Source organism: Nonomuraea sp. WAC 01424 (assembly GCF_003947315.1).
Lineage (GTDB): Bacteria > Actinomycetota > Actinomycetes > Streptosporangiales > Streptosporangiaceae > Nonomuraea > Nonomuraea spiralis.
The window spans coordinates 35,408-48,851 of record NZ_QHHZ01000002.1 but is presented as its reverse complement, the minus strand read 5'-3'; the positions used below and the strand labels follow the sequence as shown (position 1 = coordinate 48,851).

15 protein-coding genes are annotated in these 13,444 nt (G+C 70.7%); 8 read left to right on the top strand and 7 right to left on the bottom strand.

Annotated features, from left to right (window positions below):
- Positions 1–788 precede the first annotated feature (788 nt).
- The 4 genes from tsf (at position 789) to DMB42_RS05490 (ending at position 3,966) form a co-directional block, all read left to right on the top strand.
- A complete protein-coding gene (gene tsf, locus DMB42_RS05505; protein ID WP_125631336.1) occupies positions 789–1,622 on the top strand; it encodes a translation elongation factor Ts in 834 nt (277 codons plus the stop codon).
- Between the two features lie 145 nt (positions 1,623–1,767).
- Positions 1,768–2,466 carry a UMP kinase gene (gene pyrH, locus DMB42_RS05500; protein WP_221762026.1) on the top strand — a complete coding sequence of 233 codons (699 nt, stop codon included), beginning with the start codon at positions 1,768–1,770 and terminating at the stop codon, positions 2,464–2,466.
- A gap of 43 nt (positions 2,467–2,509) precedes the next feature.
- Positions 2,510–3,067, top strand: coding sequence for a ribosome recycling factor (gene frr, locus DMB42_RS05495; protein ID WP_125631332.1), 558 nt, complete (start codon positions 2,510–2,512; stop codon positions 3,065–3,067).
- 59 nt (positions 3,068–3,126) lie between these two features.
- Positions 3,127–3,966, top strand: a complete 840-nt coding sequence (locus DMB42_RS05490) for a phosphatidate cytidylyltransferase (protein WP_260477510.1) — start codon at positions 3,127–3,129, stop codon at positions 3,964–3,966.
- Here DMB42_RS05490 and DMB42_RS05485 read toward each other — a convergent pair.
- Positions 3,946–4,968, bottom strand: a complete 1,023-nt coding sequence (locus tag DMB42_RS05485; RefSeq protein WP_125631329.1) for a suppressor of fused domain protein — start codon at positions 4,966–4,968, stop codon at positions 3,946–3,948. The two genes, DMB42_RS05490 and DMB42_RS05485, sit on opposite strands and share 21 nt — an antisense overlap.
- A gap of 149 nt (positions 4,969–5,117) precedes the next feature.
- On the opposite strand from DMB42_RS05485, the gene rlmN reads away from it, so the two are divergent.
- Positions 5,118–6,218 carry a 23S rRNA (adenine(2503)-C(2))-methyltransferase RlmN gene (rlmN, locus tag DMB42_RS05480; protein WP_125631327.1) on the top strand — a complete coding sequence of 367 codons (1,101 nt, stop codon included), beginning with the start codon at positions 5,118–5,120 and terminating at the stop codon, positions 6,216–6,218.
- 43 nt (positions 6,219–6,261) lie between these two features.
- On the opposite strand, the gene DMB42_RS05475 is transcribed toward rlmN, so the two are convergent.
- The 3 genes from DMB42_RS05475 to DMB42_RS05465 are packed head-to-tail and all read right to left on the bottom strand — an operon-like array spanning position 6,262 to position 8,442.
- Complete coding sequence (locus DMB42_RS05475; protein ID WP_125631325.1) at positions 6,262–6,969, bottom strand: SGNH/GDSL hydrolase family protein; 708 nt, start codon at positions 6,967–6,969, stop codon at positions 6,262–6,264.
- A gap of 31 nt (positions 6,970–7,000) precedes the next feature.
- Complete coding sequence (locus tag DMB42_RS05470) at positions 7,001–7,672, bottom strand: hypothetical protein (protein WP_125631323.1); 672 nt, start codon at positions 7,670–7,672, stop codon at positions 7,001–7,003.
- Positions 7,669–8,442 (bottom strand): ATP-binding cassette domain-containing protein, encoded by a 774-nt coding sequence (locus DMB42_RS05465; protein ID WP_125631321.1) that lies wholly within the window; start codon positions 8,440–8,442, stop codon positions 7,669–7,671. The genes DMB42_RS05470 and DMB42_RS05465 overlap by 4 nt, the downstream gene beginning before the upstream one ends.
- Before the next feature lie 116 nt (positions 8,443–8,558).
- On the opposite strand from DMB42_RS05465, the gene DMB42_RS05460 reads away from it, so the two are divergent.
- Positions 8,559–9,086, top strand: coding sequence for a DivIVA domain-containing protein (locus DMB42_RS05460; RefSeq protein WP_185844479.1), 528 nt, complete (start codon positions 8,559–8,561; stop codon positions 9,084–9,086).
- Here the strand turns inward: DMB42_RS05460 and DMB42_RS05455 are convergent.
- Positions 9,083–9,742 (bottom strand): HAD family hydrolase, encoded by a 660-nt coding sequence (locus tag DMB42_RS05455; protein WP_125631317.1) that lies wholly within the window; start codon positions 9,740–9,742, stop codon positions 9,083–9,085. The genes DMB42_RS05460 and DMB42_RS05455 overlap by 4 nt on opposite strands.
- A 19-nt stretch (positions 9,743–9,761) precedes the next feature.
- On the opposite strand from DMB42_RS05455, the gene DMB42_RS05450 reads away from it, so the two are divergent.
- A complete protein-coding gene (locus DMB42_RS05450; protein ID WP_185844478.1) occupies positions 9,762–10,268 on the top strand; it encodes an N-acetyltransferase in 507 nt (168 codons plus the stop codon).
- Here the strand turns inward: DMB42_RS05450 and DMB42_RS05445 are convergent.
- Positions 10,210–11,796, bottom strand: a complete 1,587-nt coding sequence (locus tag DMB42_RS05445) for an FAD-dependent monooxygenase (RefSeq protein WP_260477509.1) — start codon at positions 11,794–11,796, stop codon at positions 10,210–10,212. The genes DMB42_RS05450 and DMB42_RS05445 overlap by 59 nt on opposite strands.
- Positions 11,797–11,861: 65 nt before the next feature.
- Between DMB42_RS05445 and DMB42_RS05440 the strand changes: the two genes are divergently transcribed.
- Positions 11,862–12,458, top strand: coding sequence for a PadR family transcriptional regulator (locus DMB42_RS05440; RefSeq protein ID WP_125631314.1), 597 nt, complete (start codon positions 11,862–11,864; stop codon positions 12,456–12,458).
- Here the strand turns inward: DMB42_RS05440 and DMB42_RS05435 are convergent, their stop codons facing one another.
- Positions 12,459–13,442, bottom strand: coding sequence for an AI-2E family transporter (locus DMB42_RS05435; protein ID WP_125632586.1), 984 nt, complete (start codon positions 13,440–13,442; stop codon positions 12,459–12,461). It lies immediately after the preceding gene.
- Between the last annotated feature and the right edge of the window lie 2 nt (positions 13,443–13,444).

The window sequence follows — 13,444 nt, the reverse complement described above, 5'->3', positions numbered from 1 at the left end:
AGGGGCTGAGCGAAGGTTCGCCGGGCCGAGGTCCTGTTGGGGCTGAGGGGTTCGAAGGGCAAGGTACGCGTCTCGGCCGGGCAAACGGCCCGGCCAGGACGGCGAGCCGGGCAGGACGGCACCCTCGCCGAGGCGGTAGGCCAAGGCAGGATGACCATCGGCCCGGAGCGATAAGCCGAGCCTCGCTGGGCAGTATGCCGGGCGAGGCGGAGCGGAGCTCCACCGGCGGGCATCCGCCCCGGACAGGCGCAAACCCGGGCAAGACCCCAGGATCGACCCGGCCCGAGCCCAGGCTCAGGCCAGGATCAAGGTCCCGGGGGCCGACCCGGGCCCGAGCCGAGGTTCAGGCCGGAGGCGACGGCCCGAAGGTCTGGCTCAGGCCGAAGGCGACCGTCCGAGGTCTGGCTCAGGCCGGAGGTGACGGTCCGGGACTCGCTCAAAGGCCCGAGCCGGGGCTCTGGCTCAGGTGAAGGCGCAGGCCCGGGCCTAGGCTGGGGTGGGGGCGGTACGAGAGCACGACCCGAGCACCGCCGCCTGAGACCGAGCAGAGCCGGACCACGCAAGACCGATCCGGACGCAAGACCGATCCAGACCATGCCTGACTGTGCAAGACCCAGCAAGACCCAGCGAGACCGAGTCTGACCGAGCAGAGCCGGACCGTACGACCCGCGCACGACAAGGCCCTGCTTCCCGGTACGGCACACGCCTGCCGTACCGACCAGGGGAGGGCGCCCCGGGCGTCCACCCCGATCCACGACGACGACGAAATCCCACAAGGAAAAAGAGCAATGGCTTCCGTGAACATGGCCGACGTCAAGCGGCTTCGCGAGATCACCGCTGCCGGCATGATGGACTGCAAGAGGGCGCTTGAGGAGTCCGACGGCGACTTCGACCGCGCCATCGAGCTCCTGCGTCTCAAGGGCGCCAAGGACGTGGGCAAGCGTGAGGCCCGTACGGCCTCCAACGGCCTCGTCGCGCTGAAGCAGGACAGCGACTCCTCCGCCGCCCTGCTCGAGCTCAACTGCGAGACCGACTTCGTGGCCAAGGGCGAGCGCTTCCAGGAGCTGGCCGCCGGTGTGGTCGCGCACATCCTGGACAGCAAGCCCGCCGACGTGGCGACGCTGCTGGACTCCTCCTTCGACGGCAAGACCGTCAGGGAGCACCTGGACGTGGCCAACGCCGCGCTCGGCGAGAAGATCGAGATCCGCCGCTTCGCCGTGCTCGAGGGCGGCTACATCGGTGCGTACATGCACAAGACCGACCCGGCGCTGCCGCCGGCGGTCGGCGTGCTGGTGCAGCTCGACAAGCCCAACGCCGAGGTCGCCAAGGACATCGCCCAGCACGCCGCGGCGATGGCCCCGCAGTACCTCAAGGCCGACTCCGTCCCCGCCGAGGTCGTCGAGAAGGAGCGCAAGCTCTTCGAGGAGATGACCCGCGAGGAGGGCAAGCCCGAGGCCGCCATCGGCAAGATCGTCGAGGGTCGCGTCAACGGCTGGTACAAGGACTTCACCCTGCTGCAGCAGGCGTTCGTGAAGGACAACAAGAAGAGCGTGGGCAAGTACGCCGACGAGAACGGCGTCGAGGTTCTCGCGTTCGTCCGTTTCAAGGTCGGCCAGGCTTAGGCTTGAGCAAACTGCCTGCCCAGAGTTCCACCCTATGAAGGAGGCCGCCGCCGTGCAGGACCACCGGGAGTCAGCCCACGAATCCACACGGACGGCGGCTTCCTCATCACCCAGCCCGCAGAGTCCACTGAGGTGGAAGCGGGTGATGTTGAAGCTGTCAGGCGAGGCGTTCGCCGGAGACGACCCGCTGGGCATCGACCCGGGAGTCGTCGACCACCTGGCCGACTCGATCACCGAGGCCGTGCGCGAGGGCGTGCAGGTCGCGGTCGTGGTCGGCGGGGGGAACATGTTCCGCGGCGCCACCCTGTCCCAGGGCGGCATCGACCGGGCCAGGGCCGACTACATGGGCATGCTCGGCACGGTGATCAACTGCCTGGCGTTGCAGGACTTCCTGGAGAGGCGGGGTGTCGAGACCCGCGTCCAGACCGCCATCACCATGCAGCAGGTCGCCGAGCCGTTCCTGCCGCGACGCGCGATCAGGCACCTTGAGAAGGGGCGCGTGGTCATCTTCGGCGCGGGGCTCGGGTCGCCGTACTTCTCCACCGACACCGCGGCGTCGCAGCGGGCCCTGGAGATCGGCGCCGAGGCGCTGCTCAAGGGCACGCAGGTCGACGGGATCTACGATTCCGACCCGCGCAAGAACCCCGACGCGGTCCGGTTCGACCATCTTGACTACGGCGAGGTGCTGCTCCGCGACCTCGCGGTCATGGACGCGACCGCGATCAGCCTGTGCAAGGACAACGATCTGCCGATCGTGGTCTTCGACCTGATGGGCGAGGGCAACATCCTGCGAGCGGTACGCGGTGAGAAAATCGGCACGCTGGTGAGTCCCGCAGGCAAATGAGGGAGCTAGCCCGACACCGCCAGCTAGTAGACAGGGAGCCGCTGTGATCGACGAAACCCTCCTCGAAGCCGAGGAAAAGATGGACAAGGCCGTTTCGGTCGCGAAGGAAGACTTCGCCACCATCCGGACCGGCCGGGTCACCCCCGCGATGTTCAACAAGATCAGTGCGGAGTACTACGGCGCTCCGACACCGATCCAGCAGTTGGCCTCGTTCCACGTGCCCGAGGCGCGCATGGTCATCATCCAGCCCTACGACAAGAGTGCGATGGGCGCGATCGAGAAGGCCATTCGCGACTCCGACCTCGGCGTCAACCCGACCGACAACGGCGACGTGATCCGCGTGTCGTTCCCGGAGCTTTCCGAGGAGCGCCGCAAGGAGTACATCAAGGTCGCCAAGAACAAGGGCGAGCACGCCAAGGTGTCGATCCGGAACATCCGTCGTACGGCCAAGGAGGCCCTCGACAAGATGATCAAGGACGGCGAGGCGGGCGAGGACGAGGTCCGTCGCGCGGAGAAGGAACTCGACGACCTCACCCAGAAGCACGTCGCCAAGATCGACGAGCTGCTCAAGCACAAGGAAGCCGAGCTGCTCGAGGTCTGAGCGGCACGCCCTCGCGGCCCTCGCCGGAAGGCGGGGGCCGTGGCACATGGAGAGTGTCTGTGGAAGAACGTACGGCCGGCACCGGCCCGAGCGGCGGCGGCCGTACCGGAAGGAACCTGCCGGCCGCGATCGCGGTGGGTGTGGGGCTGGGGGCGCTGGTCCTCGGCACCCTCTACACGGTCAAGGAGCTCTTCCTCCTGGTGATGGTGGCCTGCGTGGGCGTCGGCGTGCTGGAGCTGACCAAGGCGTTCGCCACCCGCGGGATCAAGGTCCCGGCCGTGCCCGTGCTCGCCGGCCTGGTGGCCATGCAGGCGGGGGCGTACTGGGGCGGGGCCTTCTGGTTGCTGGCGGCCTTCGCGGTGTTCGCGTTCGTGTTGCTGGTCTGGCGGATGTTCAGCGACGGCACGGACGGTTACGTGCGCGACGGCACGGCCTCGGTGTTCACGCTGTTCTACCCGGCGATGCTGGCGGCGTTCGCGGCATTGCTGCTCGCGCCGCCCGACGGCCGTGACCGGGTACTGATCTTCATCGCGGTGACCGTGGCCAGCGACATCGGCGGTTACGCCGCCGGTGTGCTGTTCGGCAGGCACAAGATGACGGTCATCAGCCCGAAGAAGACCTGGGAGGGGTTCGCCGGGTCGATGATCGCCTGCACGCTGGTCGGCGGCTGGCTGGTGACGTGGCTGCTGGACGGCCCGCCCCGGCTGGGCGCGCTGATCGGGGCGCTGGCGGCGCTGCTGGCGACCGTGGGCGACCTCATCGAGTCGATGATCAAGCGGGACCTCGGCATCAAGGACCTCGGCACGATCCTGCCGGGCCACGGCGGCCTGATGGACCGCCTCGACTCGCTGGTGACCACGCTGGTGCCGGTCTGGCTGCTACTGACGCTGTTCCTCTAGCGCCTCCGTGGTCACGGGGGTGAGCCACAACCACCGTACGGCCTCCCCGCCGAACGCGAACCCCGACATGTCTGGCATGTCCGGAGCGTCGGCCCGCATGAGGACCCCCGAGTACTGCGGCCCCAACGGGAACGTCGAAGGCTCGTGGTACCACTTGGCCGTGTGCCCGTGGCCGAGCCAGGTGACCGAGTGCCACGGATACTGCGCCAGCCACACCAGCAGCAGCGCCGCGTCCCTGGGGTCGTCGCGGGTGGCCACGGCCAGCTCGATCCTGGCGTACGCGTCGGGACGGTCGATCCACTGCTCGACCGTCGGCATACGCTGGCAGCTCATCCCCACCGTGGACAACACGGTCAGCTCACGCCCCTCGTACGGGGGCCGTTCGGTGATGCCGACGGTCGGCAGGCGCTCGCCGCTGGCGTCCCAGTAGCGGCCCGCCGGGCCCAGCACCCCGTCGAGATGGCCCATGACGAACTGCTGGAACGACGGCCACGAACCCTCGCCGTGCCGCCAGCGCCAGTAGGACCTGGCGTTGGAGATGCGCGGCCGCAGCCCCTCCAGCGCCTCCGACAACGCCCACGCGAACGGCGACTCGCCCACGGCGTCGCGGGCGTACCCGGGCATGCCCCTGCTCATGTCGGCCCAGCCGGGGATGACCGCGAGCAGGTCGTCGTCCTCGTAGAGGGCGACGCCGTCGCCCTCCTCGAACCACAGGGCGGACAGCTGGCCGAGCGGCCTGCGGCCCTCGGGGTGCAGCGTGTTGCCCCTGGGCATCAGCGGCGGCAGGCCGGAGTTGATCCTGGCCAGGTCGAGCACGGCCGGGGCCGGCCGGTGATTGGCCAGCCATACGGCTCCGTGGACGGCGCCGTCGGGCGAGCACAGGTAAGCTACCGAGGAGTCCTCGTCCCGCTCGACCACGAGCGTGCGGCTGCCGTAGGGGTTACCGGCGGCGAGGACGACCTCGGCCCCACCCTCGCCAGATGCCGACCGGAAAATCGCCATACGAGATGACTGTAGATCGGTTGGTGACCCTGACGCGAGCCGTACCGTGACCAGGAATGCCACCTCGGCCGCAGGCGTTCACTAACCTGGCCGAGGAGAAATCCCGTAAGTCCCCCAAGCCGAGCAACTCCCCAAGCAAAGGCAGGAACGTGTCCCAGCAGCCAGGCCAGCTCACCTTCGTCGCGCCGCGGCGGGCCAAGCCCGCGCGGCATCTGGCGGACCTGTCGATGGCCGACCGCCGGGCCGCGGTCACCGAGCTGGGGGAGAAGGCGTTCCGCGCCGACCAGCTCTCGCGCCACTACTTCGAGCGTCACACCGCCGACGTCGGCGCGATGACCGACCTGCCGGCCGCGGCCCGCGAGAAGTTGTCGGCGCTGCTGCCCACGCTGCTCACGCCGGTCAAGGAGCTGACCACCGACGGCGGCACGACCCGCAAGACCCTGTGGCGGCTGTTCGACGGCGCGCTGGTCGAGTCGGTGCTCATGCGCTACCCCGACCGGGTCACGATGTGCGTGTCCTCGCAGGCCGGGTGCGGCATGAACTGCCCGTTCTGCGCCACCGGCCAGGCGGGCCTGACCCGTAACATGTCCACCGCCGAGATCGTCGAGCAGGTGGTCTCCGGCGCCCGCGCGCTGGCGGCGGGCGAGGTGCCGGGCGGGCCGGGCCGGGTGAGCAACATCGTCTTCATGGGCATGGGCGAGCCGCTGGCCAACTACAAGCAGGTGATCGGCGCCGTGCGCCGCATCGTGGAGCCCGCGCCGCACGGCCTCGGCATCTCCGCGCGTGGCGTCACGGTCTCGACCGTCGGCCTGGTGCCCGCCATCGGCAAGCTCGCCGACGAGGGCCTGCCGGTCACGCTCGCGTTGTCCCTGCACGCTCCCGACGACGAGCTGCGTGACACGCTCGTGCCGATCAACACGCGCTGGAAGGTGGCCGAGGTCCTCGACGCGGCCTGGTCGTACGCGGCGAGGACCAAGCGCCGCATCTCCATCGAGTACGCCTTGATCAAGGACATCAACGACCAGGAGTGGCGGGCCGACCTGCTCGGCAAGCTGGTCAGGAACAAGCTCGTGCACGTCAACCTGATCCCGCTCAACCCCACGCCGGGCTCGAAGTGGACGGCCTCCCGGCCGGAGGACGAGCGGGCGTTCGTGCGCCGGCTGGAGTTCCACGGGGTGCCGGTGACCGTGCGCGACACGCGGGGCCGCGAGATCGACGGCGCCTGCGGCCAGCTCGCCGCGGCCGAGTAGCCTTCCGGTCCGGGCGGTGATCTGATCGCCCCTGTCCCGCCTTCTACGCCGTCGCCGTCGAGCGGGCCGCGAAGCTCTGGACCAGGTCGGCGATCATGGCGGCGCCCCGGCTGTTCAGGTGCACAGTGTCGGTGGTGAGCCGCAGGCCGCGGCCATGGGAGATGGCGTCCAGGCTACGGCCGAGCAGGAAGTGCTGGATCGCGGCGGTCTGTGCCTGGTTGCCCTCGGGGCGGTAGTGGGTGCCGGGTGAGGTGCCCTCCAGGTCGGCGGTCATACGTTCGTTGAGCGGCAGGTACGTGACGCCCTGCTCGGCGGCGACCGTCCTGACGATCTCGGCGAACTCACGGGTGCGGCGCACCGGAAGCGAGTCCAGGTCCTCGCCGATGACCGGCGGGGACATCAGCGCGACGCGGGCCATGGTCTCGTTCTGCAGGCGGGCGGCGATGGCCGTCAGGTTGGCGGCGTACGCGGCGGCCGTGGGGGTCTCCGTGAGCTTCCAGCGCTTGCGCAGGCCACGTGCCCGCTTGTCGCTCAGCGTGGCGTTGGCGTCGTTGGTGCCGATGAGCACGGTGACCACGTCCGGATCCTGCGCCACCACGTCGTCGAGGCGTTTGAGCAGCTCGGACGACGGCTCGTAGTTGACACCCGCGTTGATCACGGTCGCGTCGGGCAGCCGGTCCCGCACCATGGCCACGTAGTCGACGCTCACCTGTCCGCGAGTGATGCTGTCACCCAGGCAGATCACCTTCACCGTTGCCTCCTTAGGGGTGGGTGAGTGCTTACTAACCTACCCTATGGCGGCGCCAGGCATACAGGGCGAGTCCCGCCAGGCACCAGGCCAGGGAGATCGCGGTCAGCTGGGGAAGCTGGTCGAGCAGGTCGCCTGCGGTGGCCGCGCGCATCCAGACGATCACCGGCACCGTCAGCCAGTACGCCGGCGACGCGCTGAGCAACAACATCACCAGGAAGCCGAGCAGCAACGACATGATCGAGACCGCGGGCGAACGCAGCACGGCCCGGCTGGTGAACGTGGCCAGCGCGATCCCGGCGAGCACGGCCAGGCCGTGCAGGACGAGCGCCGCGCCGAGCACGTCCCCGCCGGGACGCTCGCTCAGGACCAGCAGGACGGCCCAGCCGAGGCCGAGGGCGGCCAGCACCCCGCAGGCGGCCAGGCTCGCGAGCAGTCCCGCCGCCACCTCCTTGCCGCGCCCGCCCACGGTGATCGCCGACATCTCGCGCTGCTGGTCGGGCTCGGTGTCCAGGAGGCTTCTCGTGGCCCAGGCCAGGATGGGGATGATCAGCACGGCGCCGTCGGCCAGTACGGCGGCCTCGGTGCCCCTGGGGGCGCGGCTGCCGTACACGATCGCGAGCATGGCGAGGGTGAGCAGGAGCGCCTGGTGCACGCGGTGCGACCGGACGTAGGCGGCCAGGCGGAAGACGGCCAGGGCGATCATCCGGGCTCCTCGGACGGGGGGAAGTCGGGGGCGTCGATCTCTTGGGCCCGGTAACCCTGGGCGCGCATCCTGGTCAGGAAGAGCGGGAGCTCGTCGGCGGGCAGCGTGACAGCCACAGTGGCCGACACAGTGGCCGACACAGTGGCCGACGCGCGTTCCGGCACGGGGGCCGCGGGGGCGGCCTCCTTGAGGTGGCCGTCCACGATCGACCAGGAGCGGAGTCCGGGCAGGTCGCGCAGCCCGCCCTGGTGGTCGCTGGCGACGACGATGCCGCCGCGCTCGGCGACCTCGGCGGCCACGGCGGGCAGCGTCTCGCGGGCGTCGGCGTCCAGGCCGGCGAACGGCTCGTCGAGTATCAGCAGGCCCGGGTCCGCCATCAGCGCCTGGACCAGGCCGACCTTGTGCGCGCTGCCCTTGGACAGCTCGCCGAGCGGCAGGCCGAGGAGGTGGCCCATGTTCAGGCGTTCGGCCCAGGGCCGCCACCGGGCGCCGCCCCGTACGGAGGCCATGTGCGTCAGGTAGGCCGTCACCGTGAACGGCTGGGCGGTCGGGAAGCGGTCGGGGGCGAAGCCCACGACGGCGGGACGGTCGGTGATCCGGCCCCCTGTGGGCGCCGCGAGACCCGCCAGGAGCCGCAGCAGGGTGGACTTCCCCGCCCCGTTGACGCCGGTCAGCTCGATCACGTCACCCGCCGCGAGCTGGGCGTCGGCCTCCTTGAGGATGAACGGCTGACGCCTTCGGTATCGGAAAGAGACCTGTAACAGTCGCATGGTGCAGTAACGGTATATGTCAGGGCGCAGGGCCGTGATAAAGGGCCTCACAATGGAGAGACCCCCAGCACATCTCAGGAGGAGTGGGCTTGAACCGCTTTCCGCGCGTCATGGCTATGCGTTCAGGCTATGACCCCGGGGAGGTCGATGCCCTGATCGTACGCATCGAGTCGACCCTGGGAAGGGGCCCGCACACGGTCGAGCCCGTCACGGCGGACGAGGTCCGCGCCGCGACCTTCCGCGCCAAACGCGGCGGCTACCACGAGACCGCGGTGGACTTCGCGCTGGAGGCGTTCGTGGTGGCCCTGGAGACCCAGGCCAAACGCCCGGTACGGCTGGCCATGGCCGAACCCACCGGGGAGCTGCTGCGCGAGGAGTGGTTCGAGACCCAGGCCGCCCGGGTCGAGCGCGTGGCCTTCCGCCCCGGCCGCATGGGCACCGGCTACAACGAGGACGAGGTCGACGCCTTCCTCGACCGCGTCGTCGCGACCCTGCGCGGCACGACCGAGTTCCCGGTGACCGCCAAGGAGGTACGGGAGACCAGGTTCTCGACCGTGCTCCTCCGCGCCGGCTACCTGATCGCCGACGTCGACTCCTTCCTCGAAGGCGTCGCCGACGTCCTGGAACAGCCCCGCCGGCTCTAATAGGTCCGCCAGGCCCGCTCGACGGCCGCGAGCAGGCCGCGGAGGTCGGGCAGGACCTCCCGGACCACCCCGGCGTCGGCGGGCCGCTCGCCGTGCCGGTTGATCCACACCCGGCGGATGCCGAGACGCCGGGCGGGGATCATGTCGTGGAAGTGGCTCTGAGCAACGTGCACCCACTCGGCCGGCTCGTACGCCTTCCTGAAGCGTTCGAAGTGCGCCTCGTCCGGTTTGTAGGCGCCGACGTCCTCGGCGGTCACCACCGCGTCGAACGGCACGGGCAGCCGCCGCAGCGTCTGGGCGATCAGGTCGCGGTCGCAGTTGGTGAGCAGGGCCAGCCGCAGGCCCGCCGCGCGAAGGGCCGACAACTCCGCCCCGACCTCGCCGAACACCGGCCAGTAGGGCAGCGTGGTGGCCAGCACCGAGGCGTCGTCGTCGTTCAGCGTGACGTCGAGGTCGGCGCAGGCCCGGCGCAGCGCCTCGGCCATGACCTCGCGGTAGCGCGTCCGCGGGGCGGCGGCCTCGACGTCGTTCTCGTGCCGCAGGTACGCCGCCAGCAGGTCGTCCCCCTTGGCCGGCGCGATCAGCTCCAGGCTCGTGCCGATGCCGTGCCGCCAGTCGATGAGAGTGCCGAAACAGTCGAACGTAATCCATCGCATGAGTCACATAATGAGGGTCATGTCGATTTCTGTGCGTCCTCTTGAGCCACGGGATCTGCAGACCGTGACGCGCGTGCTGACCGGAAGCTGGGGCGGGTCGACGGTGATGGCCGTCGGTCGCGGCGAGATGGTCGACGCGGCGGGCCTGCCCGGGTTCCTCGCCCACCTGGACCAGGACGTGGCCGGCGTCCTCACCTACGCCGACCGGGGTGACGCGGTGGAGGTCGTGACGATCGACGCCGTCATCCCGGGCAAGGGCGTGGGCAGGGCGCTGCTGGAGGCCGTACGCGGTGTGGCGGCCGAGCTGGGCGCGGCGCGGTTGTGGCTGATGACCACCAATGACAACACCCACGCGCTGCGGTTCTACCAGCGGTACGGGTTCGACCTCGTCGCCCTGCACCGGAACGCCGCCGACGAGGCGAGGAAGCTCAAGCCGGCCATCCCGGCCGAGTCCGACGGCATCCCGATCAGGCACTACCTGGAACTGGAACTCCGGCTCCGAGCACCTGCCCCAGCACGCGGCTGACCTCGCCCTCGACCGCCGGGCCGGCGGCCCGCCAGGCCACGTACCCGTCGGGGCGGACCAAGACCGCGGCGGCGTCGCCGTAGCGCGCGGCCCAGGCGTCCTCGACGTCGAGCAGGTCGCCGCCCACCTGGTGCACCCGTACGCCGGGCGGTGCGGCCTTTGCCCAGTCCGTGCCGCCGGGCCCGCACAACAACACGAACGCGTCGTGGAACAGGTCGTGCACGCCGATACGCGTGCCGTCCCGGTCGAGCCAGAGGTGCGGGGCACGGGTGCCGGGACGGGCGTGCTGGGCCACCGCGTCGCCGAACACCGTCTCGTGCTCCGCGCCGGCCGTCGCCGACGACCGGTAGCGCTGCCCCAGGACGGCCAGGACGTGGTCCAGCGGGTCGTCCTCGGGGTCGGGGCCGAACCTGGCCGCCTGGCTGCGTACGGTGAGGTCGGCCAGCGCCAGCGCGACCGGACGGCGTTCGGCCTCGTAGGTGTCGAGCAGCGCGTCGCCGGCCAGCCCGTCGAGCACGGCGGCCAGCTTCCAGGCCAGGTTGTGCGCGTCCTGGACGGCCGAGTTGGCGCCCAGCCCGCCGGCCGGCGGCCACACGTGCGCCGCGTCCCCGACCAGGAAGACCCGTCCCTCCCGGTAGCGGTCGGCCACGCCCACCGCCTCTTCCCACGCGGCCCTGCTGACGATCTCCACGGGCAGGTCGCGGCCGATGAGCTCCTTGGCCGCGGCGGTCAGGCGCTCGTCGGTGAAGTCGGCGGGCGACTCGGCGGCGGGGTCGTACGTCAGGGCCATGCCCCAGTGGCCGGGCAGCGCGTGGGAGACCATCGCGCCCGAGGCCGCCACGCCGGGGCCGCCGAGGATCCAGAACAGCGCCCGCTTGCTGACCAGCTCGGACAGGTCGGCCTTGAGGACGAAGGACAGGTAACTGCGCAGGACGCCCAGCCCCTCGCGGGCGATGCCCAGCTGGTCCCTGATCGTGCCGCGGTAGCCGTCGGCGGCGATCAGGTAGCGGGCCCGTAGCGTCCGGCGCTCGCCGGTTCGGGTGTCCTCGGTCACCACCGTGACGCCGTCGGCGTCGGGCTCGATCGATCGGCACCTGGTGTCGAAGCGCAGGTCGGCGCCCCGGGCGCGGGCGGCGTCGGCCAGGATCGGCTCGACCGTGCTCTGGTCGGCCATGCCGAACTCGCCCGCGGTCAGCTCGGGCATCGCCCGGGAGGAGCCGCCTTCGAAGATCCAGTGCCATTCGCCGGCCAGCGTCTCGCAGCGGGCCACGCCCCCCTCCTCGTCGAAGGGCCGGCCGGCCTCCTTGACGGCCTGCTCCAGGCCGAGCGGCCGGTAGATCTCCATGGTGCGCGGGTTGATGCCGCGCGCCCTGCCCAGGATCGACACGCCGGGGTGGCGGTCGACGAGCACGCAGGGCACGCCGTGGTGCGACAGGAACAGGGCGGAGGCGAGACCGGCGTAGCCGCCGCCGACGATCAGTACGGGGATCTCGCTCATGACGCCCTCTGGGCGGTCTGCTGTGGTCATGACTCGATAGTTACATTGCAACTAGTATCAAGTCAACTAGTTGCTGTGGGAGTAGGATGGTGGGCATGGCCCTCGACCGCGGCTCGCCGCTCGCTCTGACCGTGCTGGCCCTGCTGCGGTCCAGGCCCCTGCATCCGTACGGCATGCAGCGGCTGCTCAAGCAGTGGGGCAAGGACCAGGTGGTCAACGTGGGCCAGCGGGCCGGGCTCTACCGCACGATCGACCGGCTGGCCGAGGCCGGGTTGCTCAGGGTCAGGGAGACCGGGCGCGACCAGCAGTACCCGGAGCGCACGGTCTACGAGCTCACCGACGCCGGCCGTGAGCGGCTGCGCGCCTGGCTGGACGACATGCTCAGCCGTCCCAAGCAGGAGTTCCCGCAGTTCCCCGCGGCGCTGTCGAACGCGATGCTGCTCGCCCCCGGCGAGCTGGCCGACGCGCTGGAACGGCGGGCGGAGGCGGTGGAGCGCACGCTCGCCGAGCTGGAGTCGAGCCTCGCGGCCGAGGCGGACCTGCCGCGCATCACGATGCTGGAGATCGAGTACCTGCGCGAGGTGACGGCGGCCGAGGCGCGCTGGCTGCGTGCCGTGCTCGCCGACCTGCGGGACGGGCGGATGACGTGGTCGCACGAGCAACTGGCGGAGGTCAGCGCCGCCCGGGAGTGATCAGGTGGCCCGCGGCCGCCGCAGCAGCGCGACCAGCACCGAGGTCGCCGGGGCGGCCAGGAACGCCCCGGTGATGCCCGCGATCACGCTGCCGACCGCGATCGCCACCAGGATGACCGCGCCCGGCAGGTCGAGCGCCTTGCCGTAGATCTGCGGCGCCAGCACGTGCCCTTCGAGCTGCTGCACGGCCACGGTCACCGCGACCACGATCAGCGCCACCAGCCACCCCTTGGCCACGAACGCCACCACCGCCGCCAGCAACCCGGCCATGAACGCCCCCACCACCGGCAGGAACGCCCCCACGAACGTCAGCACGGCCAGCGGCAGCGCGATCGGCACGCCGAGGATCCACAACGTGAGCCCGATGAAGAACCCGTCCACCACGCCCACGATCGCCACCCCGCGGATGTAGCGGCCGATCACCCCGAAGATCAGCAGGCCGGTGTCGCGGCAACGGGCCTTGGCGCGTTCGGGCACGAGGTCGACGATCCAGGCGAACAGCCGCTCGCCGCCGTGCACGAAGTACACCGACAGGATGACCGCGAGCACCGCGCCCACGACGATCTCGCCGACCGTCTTGACCCCGGCCAGGGCGCCGCTGGTGATCTGTTTGCCCTGTTTGGACAGGTAGTCCCTGGCCTGCGCGAGCAGCCGCTGGTCGTCGAGGCCGAACCGGGCGGCCAGGCCGTGCACGTCGTCCAGCGCCTTGCCCACGCTTGAGCGCAGCTCGCTCAGGCTGTCGACCGTCGGCGGCACCAGCAGCGCGATCAGCGCCCCGGCCAGCAGCAGGCCGCCGGCGAAGACGACCGCGGTGGCCAGGGCCGGTCCGACCCCGCGGGCGGTGAGCCAGCGGGCGGGCGGGGCCAGGAGCGCCGTGATGAACACCCCGATGATGATGGACATGGCCACCGTGCGCACGTGATAGAGGCAGAAGAAGGCGACCGCGATGATCGCGATCCAGCCAAGCGCCCGCCACGGCCTCATTC